Genomic DNA, 24,322 nt, shown 5'->3' on the forward strand with positions numbered 1-24,322 from the left:
TTTGCTTTGGGTTCTGTTCGCCCACACTGCCGGCCATGTTCAGCCCCCCTTCCGCCGCCTCCTCGCGCGGCTTTCGCAGCAAGCTCTTCGTGCCCGGCGCGCGCCCGGAGCTGTTCGACAAGGCCTTGAGTGGCGCGGCCGATGCCCTCTCCTTCGACCTGGAAGATGCCGTGCTGCCCGAGGCCAAGCAGCGTGCGCGCGCCGACGTCGCTGCGGCCCTGGCGCGCGCCGCGGCCCTGCGGCAACGGCCTCTCGTCATCGTGCGCGTCAACGCGCCGGGCACGCCCTGGTTCGAGGACGACCTGCGTGCGCTGATGCAGCCGGGCCTGGACTGGATCAACCTGCCCAAGGCCGAGTCGGCCGCCGACGTGCTGCATGCCGCCAAGCTGCTCGGCGACCTGGAGGCTGCCGCGAACCGGGCCACGCCGGTCGGCCTGCTCGTCAACATCGAAAGCGCCACCGCTTTGGCGCGTGCCGCCGACATCGGCGCCGCCCATCCACGCGTCACCGGCCTGCAACTCGGCCTGGCCGATCTCTATGAACCCCTGGGCATCGCCCGTCACGACGGCGCCAATGTGCATGCCACGCTGCACGCGCTGCGCATGGCGGCGGCCGCTGCCGGCGTGCCGGCCTATGACGGCGCCTACCCGGACATCGCCGACCTCGACGGCTTTCGCGCCGAGGCTCAGATGGCGCGGCGCCTGGGCTTTGCCGGCAAGAGCTGCGTCCATCCGCGCCAGGTCGCGCTGGCCAACGAGGTCTTCGGTGCCAGCCCCGATGAGCTGGCCTGGGCCGAACGCGTCGTCGCCGCGGCCGGCCAGGCCGCGGCCGAGGGTCGTGGCGTCGTCGTGCTGGATGGCCGCATGATCGATGCTCCTTTTGTCCAGCGTGCGCGCCATCTGCTGCAAGCTTCCCGCGGAGTGACCCCTTGACCGACCGATTCCTGGCCTGGGGCCGGCCGTTCTTCGTGTTGCTGCTGCTCGCCCTGCTGGCCGGCGCGGCGCGCGCCGACAGCCTCGTCAACCTGCGCCGCTCGGCGCTGCCAGCCTTGCCTGCGACCGCCCTGGTGCTGGCCGCCGTCGATGGCCGCGCGGTCGCCTTCAGCGGTGATGGCGCCTGGCTGCTGGACGTGGACGCGGCACGCTGGAGGCCGCAGGCCTGGACGCAACCGGTACTGGGCGCGGCGACGGCGGCAGGCCAGTCCGTGCTGCTGCTGGGCACAGAAGGCCAGACCACCGGCGTGGCCCGGCTGACGCTGCAGCAGCAGCGCCTGGTGCCGCAAGCCTTGCCGGCGCTGCCAACGCCCTTGCGCGCGGCTCGCGTGGCATTGGCGGCCGACGAGCTGTGGCTGACCGGCCTGGACGGCCAGGGTCGCCCGGTGCTGCTGCAACTGCCCCTGCAAGCCGCCGATGCGCGCTGGCAGATCCATGCCGCCCGGCCTGGCGCCAGCCCAGCGCGCGCCATGTTCGCGCAGACGCGCGCCGTCTTCGTCGTGGAGGAGGGCGCTACACCCGCGGCGCCCGACAGCCTGTGGCGCTGGACGCTTGAGGCCGGCTGGGAGGCGCGCGGCTTGCTGCCCGGGCGCCTGGCTGGCCCCTGGGTGCGCGCAACGGGCCAGGCGCACAGCCTCTTCGTCATCCAGCCCCTGGCCGGTGGCGCGCCGCGGCTGATGAGCTGGCAGACCATCACCCAGTCCTGGGCCGAGCTGCCGGACAGCTCCTTGAGCGGCATCACCCAGGCGTTGCCCTGGCAAGACGGCTGGCTGTGGCTGGACGGCACCGGCAAGGCAGCGACGCTGGAGGTCGAGTCCGGCAAGCTGCTGCTCAAGCCGCTGGACTGGATCGTCATCGTCGTCTACCTCGCCGCCATGCTCGGCATGGGCCTGTACTTCTATCTGCGCGAGAAACGCCAGTCGACGACCGAGTTCTTCGTCGGTGGCCGCAAGATCCCGTTCTGGGCCGCGGGCGTCAGCCTCTACGCGGCCAACACGAGCTCCATCAGCTACATCGCCATCCCCGCCAAGGCCTTCGAGACCAACTGGCAGTACATGACGAACAACCTCATCGCCGTGCTCGGCCTGATGTTCGTCGCGGTGTGGATCGTGCCGCTGCTGCGCCGGCTGGACCTGATGAGCGTGTTCTCCTACCTGGAGACGCGCTTCCACCCCGCCATCCGCATGCTGGCCAGCGGCCTGTTCATGCTGACCCAGCTCGGCAGCCGCATGAGCGTCATCCTCTACCTGCCGTCGCTGGCCATCGCCACCATCACCGGCGTCCCGGTGACCTGGAGCATCCTGATGATGGGGCTGTTCACCATCTGCTACACGGCGCTGGGCGGCATGAAGGCGGTGGTGTGGACCGACGTCGTGCAGCTCGTCGTCAAGATGGGCGGCGCCCTGTTCGCCATCGCCTTCATCGTCTGGTCGCTGGACGGCGGCATGGCCGAGTTCATGCGCACGGCAGCGGCCGAGAACAAGACCCGCGTGTTCGACTTCAGTTTCGACCTCAGCAAGGCCACGGTCTGGGGCTTCCTCTTCCTGGTGCTGTTCGATGTGGTGCTGACCTTTCCCAAGGACCAGGTGCTGATGCAGCGCACGCTGTCCACCGCCAACGCCAAGGAGGCCGGCCGTTCGATCTGGGCCTTCGCGGCCATCATGATTCCCGGCGGCATCGTCTTCTACACCATCGGCACGGCGCTGTTCGTCTTCTACAAGGCCCACCCCGAGCGCATGAACCCGCTGCTGAGCATCGATGCGACCTTCCCCCTGTTCATTGCCGCTGAGCTGCCCACGGGCCTGACCGGCCTCATCATTGCCGGCATCTTTGCCGCGGCGATGGCGACGCTGTCCAGCATCATCAACAGCGTGTCGACGCTGGCTTCGGTGGACTTCTACGAGAAGCTCGTGAAGAACCCCGACCCAGCCCGCAGCGTGCGCTTCGCGGAGTGGATGACGGTGGCCGCCGGCCTGCTGGGCATCGCCTTCGCGCTGCTGCTGTCGCGCTATGACATCCACTCGCTGTTCGACGTTTCCATCGAGCTGGCCGGCCTGCTCGGTGGTGGCTTCGCGGGCGCCTACACGCTGGGCATGTTCACGCGCCGCGCCAACTCGCCCGGCGTGGCCATCGGCGTCGCGGCGGCCATCGTGCTGACGACGGTGGCCTGGTACTTCAAGCTGCTGCACCCCTATCTGTATCTCGGCATGTCCATCATGCTGTGCATCGTCGTCGGCTACCTGGCCAGCCTGTTCTTCCCGGTGCCGACGCGCTCGCTGCGCGGCCTGACGATCTACCGGCAGGACGCCGTGGAGTAACCTCCCAGCCACAGGCGGCCGCCCAGAGCTGCGTCAGGACACGCACGTTGGAGACCCAGTTCCTGCACACCTTCGTGGCCGTCGTCGACCACGGTTCGATGGCCGCCGCGGCGCGCGTGCTCAACATCACGCCGGCGGCGGTGGCCCAGCAGATCCGCACGCTGGAGCGCGAGATCGGCGCGCCGCTGATCGCCCGCGCCGGCCGCTCGGTGCACGTCACCGAGCCGGGTTCGCGCATCCTCGAGCGCACGCGCGAGCTGCTGCGCGGCGTGGCCGACCTGAGCACCATCGCCACCGATGAGACGCCGGCCGGCGAGCTGCGCCTGGGCGCCGGCACGAATGCGCTGACCGGCCTGGTGCCCGACATCCTGGCCCGCCTCGTCGAGCTGCATCCCAGGCTGAAAGTCTTCATCCGGCCCGGCTATTCGCCCGAGCTCTACCGCGCCGTCGAGGCCGGCGACCTGGATGCGGCCGTCGTGCTGGAGGCGCCCTTCCCGCTGCCCAAGACCTGTGGCTGGGAGCTGCTGCGCGAGGAGCAGCTCGTTGTGCTGGCGCCCCGCAAATGGGCCGGCCGCGACCCGCATGAGCTGTTGGCCAGCGAGCCGCTGGTGCGCTACGACCGCACGCAATGGGGCGGCCGCGTCGCCGACCAATACCTGCAGCGCGCCGGCATCGTGCCGCAGGAGCGCTTCGAGCTGAATGCGCTCAACGCCATCGCCGTCATGGTGGACCGGGGCCTGGGTGTGTCGCTGGTGCCGGACTGGCTGCGCCCCTGGCCCGAGGGGCTGGATGTCGTCTGCCTGCCGCTGCCCCTGCCCAGCGAGCCACGCCGCATCGGCGTCGTGTGGTCGCGCGCGACGGTGCGCCACCGCCTGGTCACGGCCTTTCTGCGCGAAGCGCGTGCGGTGTCCGGCCTGGCCTGAGCCGGCTGCATCGGCACACAACAAATTCTTGGGCTTGAACATAGGTGGCGAGGGTGTGAGCTTGTCACGCACTGGCTGAGACTGCGGCCACAGCGCCCGCCACGCCACGCCCACCGGCATCAGTGCAGAAGGCGCGCCCACAGATCGATGGAAAGCACAAAGATGACGAGACAAGCACCGGCCGGCCAGGGCCACACCACCCGTTTCCCCCGCCGCGCCATCGCGCTGGCGGTCGTTGCCACTCTGGCCGCGGCCGGCGCCCAGGCTCAGCAGGCCGCTGCCGATGCCGACACGAACGCGGACGGCAGCGAGCTCCAGCGCGTCATCGTCACCGGCACGCGCGTGCCCAAGGCCGTCGACAAGATCCCGGGTGCCGTCACGCTGATCACCAAGGAAGAGATCGCCCACACGCTGAACATGACCGACGACATGACGGCCGTGCTGTCGCGCACGGTGCCGGGCTATGCGGAGTCATCTCAGGCCATGAGCAACACCGGCGAGAACCTGCGCGGCCGCATTGCGCTGCGCCTGTTCGACGGCGTGCCCCAGGGCTCGCCGCTGCGCGAGGGCACGCGCAATGCCAGCTTCACCGACATGGGCCTGGTCGGCCGCATCGAGGTCATCAACGGCCCGTCGGCGTCGGAAGGCATCGGCGCTGCGGGCGGCATCATCAACTACCTGTCCAAGACGCCCACCAAGATGGGCAGCGAGGTCACGCTGACGGCGCGCTACACGACGGCCTTCGAGGATGACAGTGCCGGCTGGAAGCTCGGCGCCAACTACGCCTTCAAGGCCGAGGACTGGGACTTCATCGGCGGCGTCTCGCGCATCGACCGCGGCATGACCTACGACGGCCATGGCCGCCGCATCGGCCTGAACACCAGCGGCTCGGTCGCCGACTCGACGGCCAACAACGTCTACGCCAAGGCCGGCTACAACTTCGGCGCCAATCGCGAACAGCGCATCCAGGCATCGTTCTCCAAGTTCAAGATCGAGGGCAAGGGAAACTACCACCTCGTCGACGGCGATCGCACGGCCGGCTCCACCAACACCTCCGAGCGGCCCGGCCTGTTCGGCACCCTCAGCGAGATCAACGACTTCTCGCAGAGCACGCTGTCCTACAAGCACAACGACCTGTGGGGCGGCTCGCTGTCGCTGGACGCCTACTACGCCGACCAGAAGATGCGCTACCCGGCCGAGAACGGTGCCGACCGCCAGGACCCGCTGATCGCGCCGCTGGGCACGCTGGTGGACCAGTCCGAGGTGCGCACACGCAAATACGGCCTGCGCAATGCCTACAGCCATGGCGATGTCTTCGGCGTCGAAGGGCTGGAGGTGCGCGGGGGCGTCGACCTGACGCACGATACCGCCAGGCAGTGGCTGGCGCTGACCGATCGCCTGTGGGTGCCGCCGATGAACTACAGCAGCGTCGCGCCGTGGTTCCAGGCGTCCTACGACATCGGTCCCGTGACGCTCTCCGGGGGCTTCCGCCGCGAAGACGGCGAGCTGGAGGTGGCCGACTACAAGACCACTTATTTCCGCAACCGCGTGGACGTCAAGGGCGGCAAGCTGAACTACAAGGCCAACCTGCCCAATATCGGCGCGGTCTGGAAGATCGGCGGCGGCTGGTCGGCCTTCGTCTCCAGCGGCAAGGGCTTCACGCTGCCCAATGTCGGCATCCCGCTGCGCAACATCAGCTACCCCGGCCAGTCCGTCGCGGGCATCCTGGACCTGCAGGCCGTCATCGTGAAGAACAACGAGATCGGCTTCAACTGGCGTGGCGCCATGGGCTCCTTCGGCGGCTCCTACTACAAGAGCAAGTCTGACTTCGGCCAGTCGCTGTCCATTGACCCCGTCACCAACGACTTCCTGCTGTCGCGCCAGCCCGTCAACATCAGCGGCTACGAGCTGACCGGCGAGCTGCGCGCCACGCGCGACCTCAAGTTCACGGCGCTGTATTCGCACACGTCAGGCAAGACCTGGTTCACCAGCGGCGGCCCGCTGACCAAGCAGATGGGCGTGCTCGACATCAACCCCGACAAGCTCGGCGCTTCGGCCACCTGGCGCTTCCTGCCCCAGGCCGACGTGACGCTGGGCGCGACCAAGCTGAGCTCGCGCGACCTCAACGTCGGCACCAGCGCCGAGGAGCACACCAAGGGCTACACGCTGTTCGACTTCAGCGCCAACTGGGACTGGGGCCATGGCGGCAAGAGTTCGCTGGGCATCGAGAACCTGACCAACAAGTTCTACGTGCTGAGCTGGTCGCAGGTGGTGGGCTTCCGCAACTACACCTCGGGCCGCGGCCGCGTCGTGTCGTTGACGCATACGGTGACCTTCTGACCCCTGCCTCCCGACCCGAGCCGACACGGCGCCTGCTGCTGGCCGCTGCGGCCGCGGCCGCCTGGCCGGTGCGGGCCGAGCCGGCGCTGCCGGCCTGCACGCCGGCCTCGGCCGGCTTTTCGGTCGAGCGCCTGCGGCGCTTGAACGCTTTCCTCGAAGGCGACACGCGCGCCAGTGCACGCGGCCCCGGCCACCTCGGTGCCGTCGTGCTGCTGGCGCGCGACGGCTGCGTGCTGCACCACCAGGCCCACGGCCACCGCGACCTCGCGCGCCGCGAGGCCATGCCCCTGGATGCGATCTTCCGCATCTATTCGATGACCAAGCCGATCGCGTCGGTGGCCGTGCTGATGCTGATGGAGGAGGGCGGGCTGACGCTGGACGACCCCGTCGAGCGCCACCTGCCCGAGTTCGCGGGCCAGCGCCTGCGCGAAGGCAGCAGGCCGCGCAAGCCGGTCACGCTGCGTCATCTGCTGACGCACACCTCGGGCTTGGACACCGACGGCGCGGCGGCCGACCCGCAGGCCGCGCCCGACCTGGCGACGTTCGCGCGCCGCGTCGCCGCCGTGCCGCTGGCCGTCGAGCCCGGCAGCCGCTTCCGCTACGACGGCATCAACACCGATGTGCTCTGCCGCGTCGTCGAGGTCGTGTCGGGCCGGCCTTTTGCGCGGTTCCTGCGTGAACGCCTGTTCGAACCCCTGGGCATGGGCGATACCGGCTTTACGGTGCCCGCCGCGCAGCGCTACCGCGTCGCCGACATCACGAGCGTCACCGACGACGGCCGCCTCGTGCTCGCCAACGCCCGCTCGGCCGACGCGCCGGGCGTGGCGCTGCGCGACTACGACGGCGGTGCCGGCGGCCTCTATTCAACGGCGAATGACTATCTGCGCTTCGCCCAGATGCTGCTCGACGAGGGCTGGTGGCGCGGCCGCCAGCTGCTGTCGCCCAGGACCGTGGCGCTGATGCGCATGAACCAGGTCGGCCACCTGGACGTCGGCAACGACCTCGGCCCCGGCGAGGGCTTTGGCCTGGGCGTGTCCATGGTGCTGGACGTCGCCCGCCGCGGCCGGCTGGGTTCCGAGGGCTCCTTCGGCTGGCCGGGTGCGGCCACCACCTATTTCACCGTCGACCCGCGCGAGCGCCTCGTTGCCCTCCTGCTGATGCAGCATGTGCCGCGCGGCGTCGCCACCGACCCGCCGCGGCCGACGGCCGCTTTCCACAACCTCGTCTACCAGGCCCTCGAGCGATGAAGCCTCCCGCCATCCTGGTCGCCGGCTCGGCCAATCTCGATTTCGTCGTGCGCGCGCCGCGCATCCCGGTGCCCGGCGAAACCGTGCTGGGCCGCGGCTTCCAGACCTTCCCCGGCGGCAAGGGCGCCAACCAGGCCGTGGCCTGCGCGCGCGCCGGTGGCGTGGCGACGGACATGCTCGTCGCCCTCGGCCAGGACGCCTACGCCGCAGAGCTCGAAGCTTCGCTGCGCGCCGCTGGCGTGACGCCCCACATCGTCCGCCCCGAGGGCCTGGCCACGGGCACCGCCTTCATCTGCGTGTCCGACGACGCCGAGAACGCCATCACCGTCGCGCCCGGCGCCAATGCCGGCCTGGCGCCCGAACACCTGCCGCCGCTGAGCCACTACAGCCACCTGCTGCTGCAACTGGAGACGCCACTGGCCACCGTCACGGCCTGCGCGCGCGTCGCCCATGCCGCCGGCCTCAACGTGACGCTGAACGGCGCGCCTGCCCAACCCCTGCCGCGCGCGCTGCTGGGTGCGCTGGACCTGCTCGTCGTCAACGAAGGCGAGCTGGCCGCCATCAGCGGCATCCAGCATGACATCGACGCGGCCATCGCCTCGCTGGACGTGCCCTGCGTCGTCGTCACGCTGGGCGCACGCGGCGTGCGGGCACGCTGCGGCGCGGCCTGGTTCGAGCAGCCCGGCTTTACGGTCGAGGTTGTCGACACGACCGCGGCCGGTGACACTTTCTGCGGCGCCCTGGTGGCCGAGCTGGCGAATGGCGCCCGCTGGCCCGAGGCGCTGCGCTTGGCCTGCGCCGCTGCGGCCCTGGCCTGCACGCGGCCAGGCGCGCAGGGCAGCATCCCCGCGCGTGCCGAGGTCGAGTCCTTTCTGCAGTCCCGATAAATCCATGGCCGAGTACAAGTTCTCCCACGTCACGACACAGCGCTACCTGCCCACGCCGGGCAAGGCACCGGGCTGGCCGTTCGCCGAGATCGGCCACTGGCAGATGGACGTCAACGGCACCGCCGACGACTGGCTGCGCGACCTGCGCGACTGGCGGCGCGAGCACCTGGTGCGCATCGGCTATGACGACGCCAACTACCGCCGCCCCGAGCTGCAATGGGCGCAGCGCAATTTCGTGCACGCGCAGATGATGGTCGAGGACCGCTTCTTCTTCGACGCGGCCACGGGCGAGTACACGGTGGACCGCTACCTCGACGACCTCGAGCAGCGCTTTGGTGGCCTGGACAGCGTGCTGATCTGGTACGTCTATCCCAACATCGGCATCGACGACCGCAACCAGACCGACCTGGCCCACGACCTGCCCGGCGGCCTGAATGGGCTCAAGCGCGCAGTGGACGCCTTCCACCGCCGCGGCGTGCGCGTCTTCCTGCCCACCAAGCCCTGGGACCACGGCACTCGCGAGCACGCCGAGAGCGACTGGGAGGCCATCGCCGGCATCGTGCAGGCCGTCGGTGCCGACGGCATCAACGGCGACACCTACAACGGCGTGCCGCGGGCTTTCTTCGACGCCTGCGAGCGGCGCGGGCGCTACGTCGTGCTGCAGCCGGAGTCGACGATTTCCTGCGAGGAGCAGCTGATCTGGAATGTGCAGAGCTGGGGCAAGAAGGTGCCGCAGGACGTCGTGCCCGTCGTCGCCAAGTTCAAGTGGCTGGAACCGCGCCACATGATCAACCTGGAGAACCGCTGGAGCCGCGACCGCAACAACGACTTCCAGTACTGCTTCTTCAATGGCGTGGGCTACAACGCCTGGGAGAACGTCTGGGGCATCTGGAACGGCTTCACCGGCCGGGATGCCGCCACGCTCAAGCGCATCGCGACGCTGTACCGCGCGCTGGCACCGCTGCTGGTCAGCGGCGACTGGCGGCCCTATGCGCCGACGCTGCAGGCGGGTGTGTTTGCCAGCAGCTTTCCGCTCGATGGGCGGCGGCTGTGGACGATCGTGAACCGCAACGAGTACGCGGTGGATGGCGAGCAGCTCGCCGTCGAGCATGCCGAGGGCACGCGCTACTTCGACATGTGGAACGGTGTCGAGGTGCAGCCGCGCGTGGACGGTGCTCAGGCGGTCTTCTCGGTGGCGCTGGAGGCGCGGGGCTTTGGCGCGCTGCTGGCCGTTGCGGCTGGTGAGTCGGTGGACGGGTCTTTGCTGGCTCGCATGGCCGAGCTGGCGCGCACGCCGCTGCAGTCTCTCGACAAGACCTGGCGGCCGCTGACGCAGCAGCTCGTCGCCATTGCACCCACGCCGCGCGTCGAAAAGGCACCTGAGAGCATGGTCGAGATCCCTGCCGGTGAGTTCGACTTCGCCGTCGGCGGCGTCGAGGTCGAGGGCCAGACCTGGGCGGGCCTGGACGTGCAATACCCATGGGAAGACAGCCCGCGCCGCCAGCATCGCCGTCGCATGGACATGCCGCGCTTCTTCATGGACCGCACGCCGGTGACCAACGCGCAGTTCCATGCCTTCGTGCTGGCCGCGCGCTATCAACCGGCGGATGCGCACAACTTCCTGCGCCATTGGGTGAACGGTGAGCCGCCCGCAGGCTGGGCCAACAAGCCGGTCACCTGGGTCGGCATCGAGGACGCCCGCGCCTATGCCGCCTGGGCGGGCAAGCGCCTGCCGCATGAATGGGAGTGGCAATACGCCGCCCAAGGCGGCGACGGCCGCGCCTATCCCTGGGGCGAGGCCTGGGACGCGAGCGCCGTGCCGCCGCCCAACACCGGTCGCACGCTGACCCCGCCCGCCGACGTCGACACCCACCTGCGCGGTGCCAGCCCGTTTGGCGTGCTGGACCTGGTCGGCAATGTCTGGCAGTGGACCGATGAATACGCCGACAACCACACCCGCGCGGCCGTGCTGCGCGGCGGCAGCAGCTACCAGCCGCAGACTTCGCACTGGTACTTTCCGCAGGCCTACCGGCTCGACCAGCACGGCAAATACCTGCTGATGGCGCCGTGCAAGGACCGCTCGGGCATGCTGGGTTTCCGCTGTGTCGTCGATGCGCGCTGAGGTCCAGCTCGGCGGCGTGCTCGGCGAGGCCGTCGAAGCCAGCCGCCGCGGCCGGCTGCACCGCTTCATCGCCGGGCCCGATAGCCCGGCCATCGCGCTGTTCCTGCGCGCCGTCGCGGACAAGAACCTGGAGGGGGACTGGTACGGCGAGCATGCCGGCAAATGGCTGGTCGCTGCTTCCCGAGCTGCGGCCCGTAGCGGTGACGCCGAGCTGGAGTCTCACGTGCGCGCCGTCGCCGACTTCCTCTGCGCCCAGCAGGAAGCCGACGGCTATCTCGGCACCTATGCCGCGCCACGTCGCTTCATGGTCAAGCAGGCACCCAAGCCGCCGACCTGGGACGGCGCGCCGAGCCTGCGCACCTGGGACATCTGGACACACAGCTATCTGATCCTGGGGCTGCTCGAAGCGCACCGCCATTTCGCGGAGCCGGCCTGGCTGGCAGCGGCCCGCCGCATCGGCGACCTCTGCGCGAGCGCGCTGGCGGAGATCGACATCACCGATCTCGGCAACCACCACGGCATGTCGGCCACGGTGCTGATGGACCCGGCTTGCGAGCTTTACTTCGTGACTGGCGAGCGCCGCTACCTGGACCTGGCCGAGCGCATCCTCGAACAGGCCGACCGCCACGCGCCGCTGGCCCTGCTGAGCCGCGCGCTGGCCGGCGCCGACGCGGCCGACATCGCCACCGGCAAGGCCTACCAGCTGCTGTGGAACCTCGTCGGCCTGGCCAAGCTGCACCGTGCCACCGGCCGGCCCGAGCTGCTGGCTGCCGTGCATGCGCTGTGGGCCGGCATCCGCGACAAGCACCTGAGCCTGGGCGGCGGCCCCTGGGGCGGCGTGGCCCACCGGTCGCGCGAGGTCTTCAATGCGCCGGGCAGCTTTGTGCCCGAGGCCTATGTGGAGACCTGCTCGACGCTGGCCTGGGTCCAGCTCAATCGCGAGTTGCTGCTGCTCAGCGGTGATGCGCGCTACGCCGAGGAGATCGAGCGCGCGGCCTACAACGACCTCTTGGGCGCTATCGCGCCCAATGGCGAGGACTGGTGCTACTACAGCTTCCCCAATGGGCGGCGTGTGCACACCACGTATTGGCGCTGCTGCAAGAGCAGCGGCGCGATGGCGCTGGAGGAGCTGCCGGCGCTGGCCGTCAGCGGTGGCGAGGGCGAGCTGACGGTGCATCTGCATGGCCCGCTGACGGCGCGCGTCGGCGGCGTGGGCCTGCGCATCGAGACGGGCTATCCGTACGAAAGCGACGTGGCGCTGACTCTTGACCCTGATGCGCCGGCTCGCTTCACGCTGAAGCTGCGCTGCCCGTCCTGGGCCGAGGGTGCCCATGCGGAGGTCGGCGGCGAGCGCTTTGCCGGCCCGCCGGGAAGCTATCTCGCCATTGACCGCGTCTGGCAGCCCGGCGATACCGTCAGGCTGTGCCTGCCGATGAAGGCTGAACTGCACGAGCGCCGCAACCGCAACGTGCAGGAGTCGCGCGCGCCCGACGGCAGCGCCGTGCACCAGACGGTGCTCGATCTGGGCTATGTGGCGTTGACGCGAGGCCCCCTCGTCTTCTCGACCCCATTGATCGACGGCTTCAAGACCGCCGAGACTGTGCAACTGCCCGAGGCGCCGCTCGAACACTGGGTCAGCGAAGTGGCCGGCGCCGAAGTGCCGACCCTGCGCATGAGTCTGGGCTGCCGCGCGCCGCTGGACTTCCAGCCCTATTTCCTCGCCGGTGGCCGCGAGGACGGCGCCTGGCGCCTGACCTGGTTGTCGACCGCGCCGGTGACCACGACAACCAAGATTCCGTGATGCCTGAGCGAACGCCAGCGCCCTTGGTTGCGCCGGGCTTCTGGCCCAGACTGCCGCCATCCTGACGAGCCCCCCGCCGTGAACGCCGCTGCCTTCCCTCCCTCCACCCGACCCGGCCCGCCGGGGCCACTGAGCGGCGTGCGCGTGCTCGACCTGAGTGCCTACATCGCCGGGCCCTATGGCTGCACGCTGCTGGCCGACCAGGGCGCCGACGTGCTCAAGGTCGAGCCGCCGGCCGGCGACAACCTGCGCAACTACCCGTCCACGCTGGCTGCCGAGAGCCGTGCCTTCATCGGCGTGAACCGCAGCAAGCGTGGCGTCGTGCTGGACCTGAAGCAGCCCGCCGATCTCGCCGCCCTGCTGCGCCTGGTGCGCGAGGCCGACGTGCTGGTGCACAACTTCCGCCCCGGCGTGCCCAAGCGCCTGGGCATCGCCCACGAGCAGCTGGAGCTGCTGAACCCGCGCCTCATCTACTGCGCCGTGACCGGCTACGGTGAGACCGGCCCGCTGAAGGACAAGGCCGGCTACGACCAGGTGCTACAGACACTGACCGGCATGTGCGCCCTGCAGGGCAAGCGCGGCGGGCCGCCGGAGATCCTCTACGKCTCGGTGGTCGACTACTACGCGGCGGCCCTGGTCGCTTCAGGTGTCGCGTCGGCGCTGTTCGAGCGCGAGCGCAGCGGGCGCGGCCAGTACGTCGGTGTGTCGCTGCTGCGCAGCGCGTTGACGATGCAGTCGGCCCGCCTGGTCTGGGCCGGCGATGAGCCGCTGGACATCGGCCGCGACATGCGCTCGGGCGGCGTCACCGGCATCCACCCGGCGCGTGAGGGTCATATCTACATCTCGGCCAACACAGCGCATTTCTGGGCGGCGCTGTGCCGCATCACCGGCCTGGATGATCTCGCCGCCGACGAGCGCTTCGACACCGTCAAGAAGCGCGCCGCCAACGCCGCCGGGCTGCTGACGAGGCTGCATGCGGCCCTGGCCACGCGCACGGCGCTGGAGTGGGAGGCCTTGTTCGGCGACGAGGTGCCTTGCGCAGCGGCCCGCCAGGTCGAGGACATGTTCCAGCATCCGCAGGTGCTGGCCGAGGGCATCGTCGGCGACCTCGAGCACGCGACCGTCGGCAGCTATCGCGGCGTCACGCGGCCCATCGTCTTCGGCAGGACGCCCGGGCCGGAGCCGTTCGCCGCGCCGACCCTCGGCCAGCACGACGACGAGCTCAAGCCTTAGGTCGCGTTCGTCAGCACCTCGATGCGATGGCCGTCGAGGTCATGGAACATCGCGCCGAAGTAGGTCTCGCTGATGTCGGGCCGGGGGCGTGGCGTGAAGATGTCGCGAGCCGCCGAGGCCAGCGCCACCTCATGTATGGCTGCAACGACGATGCGGTCCGGAGCGCCGAGAGCGATGTGGGCACCGCGCGCCGTTACCGGCTCGTCTTCGGGCACCGGGTAGAGGAAGAAGCACCAGCGCTCGGGCGTGCCGAAGGCGGCTTCGCTGCCGGTATCGCGCAGCAGCGCCAGGCCCAGCGGCGCCAGCACGCGGCTGTAGAAGGCCACCGACTCGGCGTAGCGGCGGGTGCCCAGGGACACGTGATCGATCATCGGGAAAAACTCCTGTGGGGACGCCTGTCATCCTAGAAAGGGTGTCGCGGCGAAATCCGGCAAGATGCGCGGCTCCCTTGCCGTTTGGCCGCAATTTCCGACGATGACCGAGCTGGACCGCTTTGACCGCCAGTTGCTGACCCTGGTGCAGCAGGACGCCGCGCTGACCGCCGAGCAGCTGGCCGAGCATGTCAGCCTGTCGGCCTCGGCCATCCAGCGGCGGCTGAAGCGGCTGCGCGAGCAGGGCGTCATCCAGCGCCAGGTCGCCGTGCTGGACGCCGCCCAGATCGGCCGGCCGACCACCTTCATCGCCGCCCTGCAGGTCGACAGCGAGCGCCCCGAGCCGATGGCGCGGTTGCGCGCCTGGCTGGACGCCGAGGCCGCCGTGCAGCAGGCCTTCTATGTGACCGGCGAGAACGACTTCGTGCTTGTCGTCGCTGCCCCCRACACGACCGCCTATGAAGCGCTGATGGCCCGGCTGTTGGCCGACAACCCGAACGTGCGTCGCTACACCACCCAGGTCGCGATGGGCGTGCTCAAGCGCGGTCTCAGCTTGCCGGTGCCCGAATGACGCGCGGCCGGCGGTTTTCGGGCGTCGATGCGATGTCGGCACGTCGTAAAACACGTCATGCATTGACAGGTATGGCGGCGCAGACTGCACGGACCTTGAACTCCGTGGACTCTGAACCATGCCTCTGCCTCTCGAAACCACACCGCCCGTCGCGCCGGACTGTCAGGTCGTCGAACTGCGCCAGTACACCCTGCACCCGGGCAAACGCGACACGCTGATCGAGCTCTTCGACCGCGAGTTCGTCGCCGCGCAGGAGGCCGTCGGCATCCGCGTGCTGGGCCAGTTCCGCGACCTGGACGGGCCTGACCGCTTTGTCTGGCTGCGCGGCTTCGCCGACATGGCCGCGCGCGGCGACGGCCTGCCTGCCTTCTATGGCGGGCCGGTCTGGACACAGCACCGCAACACGGCCAACGCGACCATGATCGATTCCGACAACGTGTTGCTGCTGCGCCCGGCCTGGCATGGCGCCGCGCTGCCTGAGCCGGCGCTGCCCCGCGCCGAACGCGGCGCGACGGCGCTGCCACCCGGGTTTTTGCTGGCGACGGTCTTTCACCTGAAAGCGCCGGCCGGCCCTGACCTGCTGGGCCTTGCCCGCGGCCCGCTCAGCGATGCGCTGCGTGCGGCCGGTGCCCGACAGCTGGCCTGGTATGTCACCGAGGCCACGCCCAACAACTTCCCGCGCCTGCCGGTGCGCGAAGGCGAACACGTGCTGGTCTCCCTGGCCTTGTTCGATGACGCCAGGGCTGCCCTGTCGCGGGACTTCGCCGCATCACTTCAGCCCTGGCTGGCCAAGCCCACCCAGACCCTGCGCCTGGTGCCCACGGCCCGTTCCGCCCTTCACACCTGAACATCATGAACACGACTTCGACCCCGCATGACTTCGACTTCTTCATTGGCCATTGGAAGGTCAGCCACCGCCGCCTCAAGGAGCGCCTGCTCGGTTGCGAGGACTGGGAAAACTTCGACGGCCGCTGTCGCATGTGGCCCCTGCTCGACGGCCTTGGCAACATCGACGACAACGTGCTGGAACTGCCCACCGGCCCCTACCGCGCCCTGTCCATGCGCACCTTCGACCCGGCCACGAGCCAATGGGCCATCTGGTGGGTGGACGGCCGCAATCCGCATCGCCTGGACCCGCCGGTGGTGGGCGGCTTTGCCGAGGGTGTCGGCGAGTTCCAGTGCGACGATGCGCTGCGTGGCCAGCCTATCCGCGTGCGCTATCGCTGGACGAACACCACCACGGGCCGGCCGCACTGGCAGCAGGCCTTCTCGGCTGATGGAGGCCAGACCTGGGAGGTCAACTGGGAGATGGACTTCGAGCGCGTGCCCGATCCCTCCTAACCTTGCTGCGCGCGGGCCGGCGGCGCCACCCAGGCCAGCAGCGTGCGCACCAGCTGGCGCGGATCGATGGGCTTGCTGACGTGGGCGTTCATGCCGGCGGCCAGGCAGTCCTGCACGTCGTGCTCCATGGCGCCGGCCGTCATCGCGATGATGGGCAGGCGGGCGTGCTGTGGCATGGCGCGGATCAGCCGCGTCGCCGTCGCGCCATCCATCTCGGGCATCTGCATGTCCATCAGCACGGCGTCGAAGGACTCGTGCTGGAGGCGCTCCACTGCCTCCAGGCCGTTCTCGGCCACCTCGACGTCGAGCTTGACCATGGACAGGAAGGCGCAGGCCACCTGCTGGTTGACCGGGTTGTCCTCGACGAGCAGCACGCGAGCGCCGTGCAGGGGGCGCATGGTCTCGGCCAGGTCGGCCATGCTGCCGCCTGTCGGCGCCTCTGCGGCCGGCGGCTCGCCGCGCTGCAGTTGCATGAGGGCGTCGAACAGGCGCGATGGTGTGACGGGCTTGACGAGGACCTGGGTGCCGGCGCGGCCCTGCAGCTCTTCGGCGACGCGCTCGCTCGCATGCAGGCTGCCCAGCGCGATGACGGCCGGTGGCGGCACGCCGCGCTCGGCCGCGACGCGGCGGGCCGTGTCGACGAAGTCCGCGCCGGCCGTCTTCCAGTCCAGCAGCAGCAATTCGTAGGGGTGGGCCGGGTCGGCTTGGCGCAGGCGGTAGAGCGCCTCGTCGCCGAACGAGGCCACGCCGACCTGGAAGCGCCAACTTTGCAGCATCTGCTGCAAGATGAGGCGCTCGGTGGGCTGAGCGTCGACGACCAGGGTGCGCATGCCGCGGATGCGGTGCAGGTCGATGCGCTCGGCGCCCGGTCTGGCCCTGCCGAAGTCGCAGGTGAAGGAGAAGGTGCTGCCCTGATCCGGCAGGCTGCTGACCTCGAAGCTACCGTCCATCAGCTCGACGAGGCGCTTGCAGATGGCCAGGCCCAGGCCGGTGCCGCCGTAGCGGCGCGCGATGGAGGCGTCGGTCTGGCCGAAGACCTGGAAGAGGCGATCCACCTGCTCGGGCGTCATGCCGATGCCGGTGTCGCGCACGCTGATGCGCAGCCGCATGCGGCCGTCGTGCTCGCCCACCAGGTCCGCCCGCACGACGATCTCGCCGCGTGGCGTGAACTTGATGGCATTGCCGACGAGGTTGTTCAGCACCTGGGTCAGCCTCAGGCTGTCGCCCACCAGGCGATGCGGCAGGCGCTCGTCGAACTCGAACAGCAGGTCCAGCCCGGCCTCTTCCAGCCGCGCCGAGAACAGATGGCCGACGTTCTCGATCAGCTCCTCGGGGCCGAACTCCTCGGCCTCCAGCGTGATCTTGCCGGCCTCGATCTTGGAGTAGTCGAGGATGTCGTTGAGCAGGGTCAGCAGGGCCTTGGACGAGGTCTGCACCTTGCCGAGGTAGTCGCGCTGGCGCGGGTCCAGCCGTGTCTCCAGCACGAGGTTGGTCAGGCCGATGATGGCGTTCATCGGCGTGCGGATCTCGTGGCTCATGCTGGCCAGGAAGAGGCTCTTGGCGGCGTTGGCGGCCTCGGCCTGGTCGCGTGCGGCAGCCAGCGCCTCGCCTTGGGCGTGGTCGGCCTCGTAGGCCTTGAACAGACGCGCGTACAGCGCGCTGTTTTCCAGCAGCAGTTCCATCAGCACGACCGAGCTGGCCAGCAGGCCGTAGATGCGGCCCGCATAGAAGCCGAGGTCGAAGCGCGCCGCGTTGAGCATGGCCGACAGTGCGATGTCGAACAGCCAGGCCAGGCTGACCACCATCAGCCACAGGTCCAGCACGGTCCGCGGCTGCTGGCGCCACAGCGCGGCCAGGGCGACGAGGCTGAAGGCCCAGACGCAGCCGACGGTGACCTGGAAGGCCAGCGAGTAGCGGCCGCCCACCAGCAGCTCGGGCAACCAGTCATGGCCCAGCGTGGTCATCGCGATGCAGCCGGCGCCGGCCAGCAGCGTGAGTGCGGGCCAGGTCAACGTCGGCACGGTGAACTGCGGCCTGCTCTTCAGCGCGACATAGCCGAGCACGAAGAGCGGAAAGCAACCATGCCACAGCATGTAGAGCCAGACGGTGGTTTGCGTCGTCGCACCGAGCAGGCCGTTGGCGCTGAACAGGCCCGGGAAGCTCAGCGCATGGGCCGTCGCCATCGCGGCCGTGAACAGATAGCCGCAGCCCAGCACCAGCAGGGCCTGGGAGCGCAGGATGCGGTACTGGCCGAACAGCAGCACGGCCGTGATGAGGTCGGTCAGCACCAGGGCCGACTCGTAGATGGGGATGAAGGCCGGCACCGCCGCCAGCTTGAGCTTGGCAAAGGGCAGCAGGGCCGCGAACACGGCCACCGACAGCAGCGCGACGATCAGCGCATGACGGCGCTCGCGCGGGCCGGCCGGCTGGTCCAGCAGAAAGGCCGGCCGAGCGTGCGCCGGCGCGGTTTCAGTGGGAACACCGCCCTCCCGGGGCAGGCTGCTTGATTCCAAGTCGGCTCCCTGAGGCGCCCGAGGCTGCCGGGCTTGCTAACAGGATAGTCGAACTGCGTGGCGGCTCGCGCGACGGGTGACGCCCGTTTACACCTTGAGCTGAAGCGCCGCCCTCACGGGATGGCGGCGCCGGCGTCCCGTGACGGGCAGGGTCATGGGGTCACCCCGTCAACGCGTCCAGCACCTTGGCGTCCAGCACGACGTTGCGGCTGCGATCCAGCAGCGAGCCCGTGTCCCAGTAGAACGGCACCAGGCCGAAGGCGCGGGACCTCTGCGCCACGGTCTTGCAAAAGTAGGCGCGGCTGGCCTCGTGCAGCCGCAGCGCCTCGCCGGTCAGCGTGGTGCGGTGCTGGGCGYCGAACTCGCCGACGATGACGGGAATGCCCTTGTCGACGAAGCGCGTCTTCATCGAGCCGAGCAGGCTGTCCACCGCGTCCTCCTCGCCCCAGGTGGGGTTGTGGGCGGTATCGGTGGTGGAGTGGTTGCCCTGGCCCCAGTAGAAGAACTGGTTGCCCCAGGTCTCGTCCTTGGTCATGCCGGCGAAGTTCCACGGTGTGTAGTAGTGGATCTCCGCCATCAGCCGGCCGCTGGTCGTGTCCATCGGCCAGCCCGTCATCAGCTGTTTGGTGAGCTCCACATCGGTCGACGGCCCTTGCACGACCAGGTTGCGCCGGGCATTGCGGCCGCCGGTGGCGCGCACGGTGTCGATGAAGGTCTGGTGGTAGCTCATCAGCACGGCCATCTGTTCGGCCGTCTTGACGTTGGGCTCGTTGGCGCTGGCAAACAGCAGCCGCCCGTCGAAGTCGCGCAGTTGGGTCGCGATCTGCTGCCAGAAGGCCCGCTGCTTGTGGTTGTTGGCGACCTGCCTGTCGGGCGTGCAGTGCTCCTCCAGCCAGCCGCCGTCCCAGTGGATGTTGACGATGACGTGGAGGTCGGCGTCGATGCAGTACTGGACGACCTCCTTGACGCGGGCCAGCCAGGCAGGGTCGATCCTGGCGGTCGTCGCATCGGCGTACTGATCCCAGGATGTCGGCAGCCGGACGGCGTTGAAGCCGCTGGTCTTGATGAACTGCACGAAGTCGCGCGTGATCTTCGGGTTGCCCCAGTAGGTCTCGCTCTTGCCGCCCATCGCTTCCAGCGTGTTGCCGATGTTCAGGCCGGTGCGCATCTTCTGCGCGGCCTGCACGGCCGAGTCGGCCATGCCGGTGGTGTCGGCCGCCGCGGGCGCGATGTTGTAGTCGGGATAGGGCGAGCCGCCCGGGGCGGGGGCCGGCGCGGGTGCGGGTGACGGTGCCGCGCTCACCGCTGCGCCGCCACCTCCGCCGCAGCCCGCCAGGCCGGCCGCAAGGCCCAGTACGGCCTCGCGCCGCTTCATGGCGCCATCTTGCTCAGGCTCAGCAGCACGACGTCGTGGCTGCGGAGTTTCAGCGTCAACGTGGCCGAGCCATTGGCGCCGACCTGGAGTTCGCGCTGCACTTCCGGCTTGTCGGTCGTCAGCCCCTGCAGCGTGGCGAGCTGCTTGGCATCGAGGTTCTTCGGCGAGCCCATTTTCAGGTAGGCGGTGTGGGCGTCGTTGACCTCGAAACCGGTACGGCGCTGCGTGAGCTGGTAGCGGCCGGGTGCGAGATGGCGCAGTTCGACGGTCGCGCTGCCCGCGTCCCGGGCCGGCTGCGGCTTGCCGAAGAAGCTGCGGTTGCTGGCCGTCTGGTCGGGCTGGCGCCAGTCCCAGACGATGGCTTGCAGCTGGTCGCCGTCGATCGCGGCCCAGGTGGAGGGGTCACTGGTCGGCACTTCCTTGCCCTGCAGTGCGGCCAGGTAGCGGTAGGCGAACCACACCGGCTTGCGGATGCCCTCGCGCGTCATCAGGCCGAAGCCGCCGTGGAAGGGCGCGTCCGGCGGGCCGGGTTCCTCGAACAGGTCGCTGTAGACCCAGTAGCTCATGTGCTGGGCGAGTCCTTGCGAAGCTTTCAGCTTGCTCAGTACATAGGGCGCGCTCATGTACGAGTCGTGCACCAGGTCGCGCGGGTTGTAGCTGCTGCTCCACTCGGTGAAGAACAGCGGCAGGCCTGGCAGGTGCGAGGCCTCGATCTCCTTGCGCACGCGCCGCACGTCACCGACGATGGCGTCGGGCGACTTGGACAGCTTGCGGTCTTCCTTGCCGAACTCGTCGAGGAAGCCTTCATCGACGCCATAGGTGTGCGTCGTGATGAAGTCCACCGGCGTGTTGGTGACCTTGGCGTGGGCCAGGAACTCGGGCACCCAGGCCGCGCCGGCSGTGGACGGGCCGCCCACGCGCAGCAGCGGGCTGACGGCCTTGATCGCCTTGGCGGTGCGGGTGTAGAGGTCGAAGTAGGCCTTTTGATCGGCCTTCTCCCAGAAGCCGTCGAGGTTGGGTTCGTTCCAGACCTCGAAGTACCAGTCRTGCACYTCAGCCGCGCCGTAGCGCTCCAGCAGGTGGCGGATGAAGGCGTCGATGAGCGCCACCCAACCGGCGGGCTCGGGGTGGGAGGTGTTGCCCTGCCAGTAGAAGATTTTGTTGTCCGAGGTCTTCAGCGCCAGCGGCGTGAAGCCCAGTTCGACGAAGGGCTTGATGCGCCGGGCCAGCATCGCGTCGTAGAGCTTGTCGATGCCGGTGAAATCGAACACCAGCTTGCCCGCGGCGTCGCGTGTCACCGTCTTGAACACGTCGTGGAAGATGGCGTGGAAGCGCAGGTAGCGGAATCCCAGTTCATCGACGGCGGTCTTCAGCTGCGCGAGCGCATCGGGGCGGTAGGTCGTGCCGGGGTAGTCGGCGCCGACGCAGTGGTCGAAGAAGCGGTCCAGCGGCTCCTTGGCCTGGGCCACGTCGAGCACGATGCGGCGCTGTTGCGGTGCGGCAAGCGTCATGGGGGCAACCAGGGGCAGGGCGGTGGCGGCCAGCAACTGGCGGCGGCGCAGGGAGCGGAGTGAAGTCATGTCGGGAGTCCTCTGTAGACGAAGTTGCGGGCGCGCACCTCACCGGCGCCGGCGCTGAACAGCGCAGGCCGCAGGCTGACGAAGCCGCCGAACACGTTGTGATGCAGGCCGGAGACCTCCATCTGCCAGGAATGCTGTTTCCAGCTCTTGCCAGCGTCGTGCGAGGTGTGCCAAGTGATGACGTTCTCGCGGTTGACGAGGCGGATGTGCACGCGGCGGGTGGCCATGTTCTCTCGCATCCACGAGTGCTCCTGGCCATAGCCATAGGTCAGCATCTGCGTGGTGCTGAAGCCGAGTCCGACGTGGCCGCGCTCCTCGTAGAACAGCGCCAGGCCACCATGGCCGTCGCCGATGATCTCCAGCTCAACACTGACCTCGTAGCTGCGGTCGCCGCAGGCACAGGTCAACGGCGAGGAGTCGGGCAGGGCCTTGCCTTTGCCGCGGATGGTCAGGGCCTTCTCATCAAAGCGCAGGCGCTTGGCTTCATCGGGCCCTGGCGCATGGAAGGCCCATTGCAGGCCCAGCTTGCCGCTGGAGAAATCGTCGGACAGCGCGAAGCCCGCGGGGCCGCGTTTGCCACCGCGCGGCTTGGGCAGGGGCTTGTCCAGCGTGCCGCCCTTGGCGCGCGGCCAGCCGTCCTGGGTCCACTCGACGGGCTCCAGCAGCGCCTGGCGGCCCAGCGTGCGCATGCCGTTCTCGTAGCCGTGATAGACCATCCACCAGTCCCCCGCCGGCCCTTCGACGAGGCTGGCGTGGCCGCGCGACCACCAGGGCTCGCCGGCGCTCTTCGTGCGCACGATAGGGTTTTGCGGGCAGTCCTCCCAGGGCCCGTGGACCGAGCGTGAGCGCGCCACGGTGACCATGTGGCTGGTCGGCGGCCCCGCCGTGCCGCCGACGGCGGAGATCAGATAGAACCACTCGCCACGCCTGAGCAGCTTGGGCCCCTCGGGCGCGAACATCTCGACGACCCAGTCCTTGGGGTATTGCCAAGGTGTCCAGGCGTTGTTCTCCAACGCGCCGTCGGTGGCGAGGCCATCGTCCTTGAGCCGCACGCGGCGGCCGCCGTTGACGAAGAGGTAGCGCCGTCCGTCCTCACCCACGACATGGCCGGGGTCGATGCAGCCTGGGATCTTCAGATCGATGGGCGCGCTCCATGGCCCGCGGATGTCGTCGGCGTGGATGACATAGACGCCCGTGCCGGCGTCCTGCAGCACCGGGATGTAGATGAAGTAGCGGCCCTGATGTTTGATCAGGTCCATCGCCCAGACGGTGCCGATGGGCTGATGCAGGGCCGCGGTGACGGGCGTCCAGTTCACCAGGTCCTGCGAGTGCCAGATGACGGCGCCCGGGTAGGACTGGAAGGACGAGAACGTCATGTAGTAATCGGCACCGTCCTTCAGGATGGTCGGGTCGGCGTGGTCGCCTGGCACGATGGGATTCAGATAGGTCCCATTGCCCAGGTCGGCCTTGCGCTGACCTTCGATGCCAAAGGCGAAACTACGAGATCCGGGCGTGGCATCCGTCGTCGACGCGCGGGCAAGCGTGCTTGAGCCGGCCGCAGTGCCGGCCAGGATGGCGGGAAACGCACGGCGAGTCCACATCGATGTCTCCAGGAATGTTGTTCGATTCAGGCGCTTGCGGTGGGCGCGGCAACGCGGTCGTTCACTTCGAGCACATTGCGCTGATGGCATTCGGGGCCGTGGCGGTGATCAGCCCCAGCCGATAGGGCAGTTCGATGTAGTCGTACTTCTTGCCCTTTTCCATGTCCAGGCCCTGGAAGAGGAATCTCAGCGGCTTGCAGGGGTCGATGGTCAGCGTCTGGTCGACACCGTCGCGGATCATTTCTCCATGGGATACGCCTTCGGACCAGATCCGGCCGTTGAACTTGACGTTGTCTGCGCCGGCGAACCTGTTCATCTCGGCGCCGGGAACGGGCTGCCACTTGCCGTCCAGGCGATCAGCGGTCCAGGCCCGGAAATACCGGCCGCCTGGCCGCATGGCCTCGATCAGCGTCAGGTACTGGTTGGTGCCGGCGATCTTGTAGGTGTTGCTCGCCTCGAACATGTCGTCGCGCTTTTCCTTCATGACGACGACCGGCTCGGAGAAGCCCTGAGGGAAGCGCTCGATCGTCGTCTCGCCGCGATAGAAGCTGCCGTTGTCGCCGGTGAAGAAGAGGTGGCACTTCTTGTCGTCGCAGATATTCCAGAAGTCCAGCCAGGTCGCCTGGCCCTTGTCGTCCTTCACGCTATCCGGGATGGTCTTGTAGAAGGGCTGCGGTGCCGTCCATGAGCGGGGATCGTTGATGTCCTTGGTCGTGGAATACAGCGGGTCGCCGCCCTGGTAGATCAGATACCAGAGCTTTTGCGGCGCGAAGTAGAAGACCTGGGGTGCGGCGCGGTAGCCGGGCCCGATGGGGGACTTGTCGAGCATGAACAGAGGCGCATTGGGTGCGTCCTCCCAGCGGGCAAAGCTCGCGTAGGCCATGCCCCAGCCATTCGTCCCCGCCGTGGTCATGAAGACGTGGTAGCGGCCGTCGTGATAGACGATGGAGGGGTCCTTGACGCCAAAGATGTGCTTTGCGTCGGCCGGCGGCCTGACCAGCGGCTCGCTGGATTTCCATTCGAAATCCTGGGCCCGATTCGCGGGCTCCGCCGCGTGAGCGAAGGTGCTCAATGCCAGACAGGAGGCAAACCAGAGTGCGTTGAAAC

Annotated in this window: 18 protein-coding genes; 12 read left to right on the top strand and 6 right to left on the bottom strand. The window is 68.9% G+C overall.

Going from position 1 to position 24,322, the window contains the following annotated elements:
* Positions 1-35 precede the first annotated feature (35 nt).
* The 9 genes from AC1DU6_RS00620 to AC1DU6_RS00660 all read left to right on the top strand — a co-directional run bounded on the left by AC1DU6_RS00620 (position 36) and on the right by AC1DU6_RS00660 (position 13,863).
* Positions 36-932: an HpcH/HpaI aldolase/citrate lyase family protein gene (locus AC1DU6_RS00620; RefSeq protein ID WP_477855846.1), complete on the top strand. Its 897-nt coding sequence runs from the start codon at positions 36-38 to the stop codon at positions 930-932.
* On the top strand, positions 929-3,310 hold the full coding sequence (locus AC1DU6_RS00625) for a sodium:solute symporter family protein (protein ID WP_457320612.1): 2,382 nt from the start codon (positions 929-931) through the stop codon (positions 3,308-3,310). Before AC1DU6_RS00620 ends, AC1DU6_RS00625 begins: the two co-directional genes overlap by 4 nt.
* A gap of 47 nt (positions 3,311-3,357) precedes the next feature.
* On the top strand, positions 3,358-4,233 hold the full coding sequence (locus AC1DU6_RS00630) for a LysR family transcriptional regulator (protein ID WP_057297182.1): 876 nt from the start codon (positions 3,358-3,360) through the stop codon (positions 4,231-4,233).
* A 162-nt stretch (positions 4,234-4,395) separates the two neighbouring features.
* On the top strand, positions 4,396-6,573 hold the full coding sequence (locus AC1DU6_RS00635; RefSeq protein WP_457320613.1) for a TonB-dependent receptor: 2,178 nt from the start codon (positions 4,396-4,398) through the stop codon (positions 6,571-6,573).
* A 68-nt stretch (positions 6,574-6,641) separates the two neighbouring features.
* Positions 6,642-7,820 carry a serine hydrolase domain-containing protein gene (locus tag AC1DU6_RS00640; protein ID WP_477855847.1) on the top strand — a complete coding sequence of 393 codons (1,179 nt, stop codon included), beginning with the start codon at positions 6,642-6,644 and terminating at the stop codon, positions 7,818-7,820.
* A complete protein-coding gene (locus AC1DU6_RS00645; protein ID WP_457320617.1) occupies positions 7,817-8,707 on the top strand; it encodes a ribokinase in 891 nt (296 codons plus the stop codon). Before AC1DU6_RS00640 ends, AC1DU6_RS00645 begins: the two co-directional genes overlap by 4 nt.
* A 4-nt stretch (positions 8,708-8,711) precedes the next feature.
* Positions 8,712-10,829 carry an SUMF1/EgtB/PvdO family nonheme iron enzyme gene (locus tag AC1DU6_RS00650; RefSeq protein ID WP_477855848.1) on the top strand — a complete coding sequence of 706 codons (2,118 nt, stop codon included), beginning with the start codon at positions 8,712-8,714 and terminating at the stop codon, positions 10,827-10,829.
* A complete protein-coding gene (locus tag AC1DU6_RS00655; protein WP_457320621.1) occupies positions 10,819-12,630 on the top strand; it encodes a glycoside hydrolase family 127 protein in 1,812 nt (603 codons plus the stop codon). Before AC1DU6_RS00650 ends, AC1DU6_RS00655 begins: the two co-directional genes overlap by 11 nt.
* Before the next feature lie 78 nt (positions 12,631-12,708).
* Positions 12,709-13,863, top strand: coding sequence for a CaiB/BaiF CoA transferase family protein (locus tag AC1DU6_RS00660; RefSeq protein ID WP_477855849.1), 1,155 nt, complete (start codon positions 12,709-12,711; stop codon positions 13,861-13,863).
* Here AC1DU6_RS00660 and AC1DU6_RS00665 read toward each other — a convergent pair.
* Positions 13,860-14,234: a VOC family protein gene (locus AC1DU6_RS00665; protein WP_056194037.1), complete on the bottom strand. Its 375-nt coding sequence runs from the start codon at positions 14,232-14,234 to the stop codon at positions 13,860-13,862. The two genes, AC1DU6_RS00660 and AC1DU6_RS00665, sit on opposite strands and share 4 nt — an antisense overlap.
* A 103-nt stretch (positions 14,235-14,337) precedes the next feature.
* On the opposite strand from AC1DU6_RS00665, the gene AC1DU6_RS00670 reads away from it, so the two are divergent.
* From AC1DU6_RS00670 to AC1DU6_RS00680, 3 genes are all read left to right on the top strand, one after another.
* On the top strand, positions 14,338-14,805 hold the full coding sequence (locus tag AC1DU6_RS00670; RefSeq protein WP_477855850.1) for an Lrp/AsnC family transcriptional regulator: 468 nt from the start codon (positions 14,338-14,340) through the stop codon (positions 14,803-14,805).
* Between the two features lie 118 nt (positions 14,806-14,923).
* A complete protein-coding gene (locus AC1DU6_RS00675) occupies positions 14,924-15,652 on the top strand; it encodes an NIPSNAP family protein (RefSeq protein ID WP_457320627.1) in 729 nt (242 codons plus the stop codon).
* Between the two features lie 5 nt (positions 15,653-15,657).
* On the top strand, positions 15,658-16,146 hold the full coding sequence (locus AC1DU6_RS00680; RefSeq protein WP_457320629.1) for a DUF1579 domain-containing protein: 489 nt from the start codon (positions 15,658-15,660) through the stop codon (positions 16,144-16,146).
* On the opposite strand, the gene AC1DU6_RS00685 is transcribed toward AC1DU6_RS00680, so the two are convergent.
* From AC1DU6_RS00685 to AC1DU6_RS00705, 5 genes are all read right to left on the bottom strand, one after another.
* Entirely contained in the window at positions 16,143-18,659 is a 2,517-nt protein-coding gene (locus AC1DU6_RS00685; protein ID WP_457320631.1) for a hybrid sensor histidine kinase/response regulator, read from the bottom strand. The genes AC1DU6_RS00680 and AC1DU6_RS00685 overlap by 4 nt on opposite strands.
* A 160-nt stretch (positions 18,660-18,819) precedes the next feature.
* Positions 18,820-20,034 carry a glycoside hydrolase family 5 protein gene (locus AC1DU6_RS00690; protein ID WP_477855851.1) on the bottom strand — a complete coding sequence of 405 codons (1,215 nt, stop codon included), beginning with the start codon at positions 20,032-20,034 and terminating at the stop codon, positions 18,820-18,822.
* Positions 20,031-21,614 (bottom strand): GH39 family glycosyl hydrolase, encoded by a 1,584-nt coding sequence (locus AC1DU6_RS00695; RefSeq protein ID WP_457320635.1) that lies wholly within the window; start codon positions 21,612-21,614, stop codon positions 20,031-20,033. Before AC1DU6_RS00695 ends, AC1DU6_RS00690 begins: the two co-directional genes overlap by 4 nt.
* On the bottom strand, positions 21,611-23,215 hold the full coding sequence (locus AC1DU6_RS00700; RefSeq protein ID WP_457320637.1) for a family 43 glycosylhydrolase: 1,605 nt from the start codon (positions 23,213-23,215) through the stop codon (positions 21,611-21,613). Before AC1DU6_RS00700 ends, AC1DU6_RS00695 begins: the two co-directional genes overlap by 4 nt.
* 61 nt (positions 23,216-23,276) lie before the next feature.
* Complete coding sequence (locus AC1DU6_RS00705) at positions 23,277-24,287, bottom strand: glycoside hydrolase family 62 protein (RefSeq protein ID WP_477855852.1); 1,011 nt, start codon at positions 24,285-24,287, stop codon at positions 23,277-23,279.
* Positions 24,288-24,322: the final 35 nt, after the last annotated feature.

This window comes from Roseateles sp. P5_B10, assembly GCF_056400485.1.

Bases quoted from the DNA above. Each gene is read 5' to 3' on its own strand.
- AC1DU6_RS00665 (WP_056194037.1), bottom strand. From the start codon at position 14,234: ATGATCGATCACGTGTCCCTGGGCACCCGCCGCTACGCCGAGTCGGTG.
- AC1DU6_RS00620 (WP_477855846.1), top strand. From the start codon at position 36: ATGTTCAGCCCCCCTTCCGCCGCCTCCTCGCGCGGCTTTCGCAGCAAG.
- AC1DU6_RS00645 (WP_457320617.1), top strand. From the start codon at position 7,817: ATGAAGCCTCCCGCCATCCTGGTCGCCGGCTCGGCCAATCTCGATTTC.
- AC1DU6_RS00650 (WP_477855848.1), top strand. From the start codon at position 8,712: ATGGCCGAGTACAAGTTCTCCCACGTCACGACACAGCGCTACCTGCCC.
- AC1DU6_RS00635 (WP_457320613.1), top strand. From the start codon at position 4,396: ATGACGAGACAAGCACCGGCCGGCCAGGGCCACACCACCCGTTTCCCC.
- AC1DU6_RS00680 (WP_457320629.1), top strand. From the start codon at position 15,658: ATGAACACGACTTCGACCCCGCATGACTTCGACTTCTTCATTGGCCAT.
- AC1DU6_RS00655 (WP_457320621.1), top strand. From the start codon at position 10,819: ATGCGCGCTGAGGTCCAGCTCGGCGGCGTGCTCGGCGAGGCCGTCGAA.
- AC1DU6_RS00675 (WP_457320627.1), top strand. From the start codon at position 14,924: ATGCCTCTGCCTCTCGAAACCACACCGCCCGTCGCGCCGGACTGTCAG.
- AC1DU6_RS00700 (WP_457320637.1), bottom strand. From the start codon at position 23,215: ATGTGGACTCGCCGTGCGTTTCCCGCCATCCTGGCCGGCACTGCGGCC.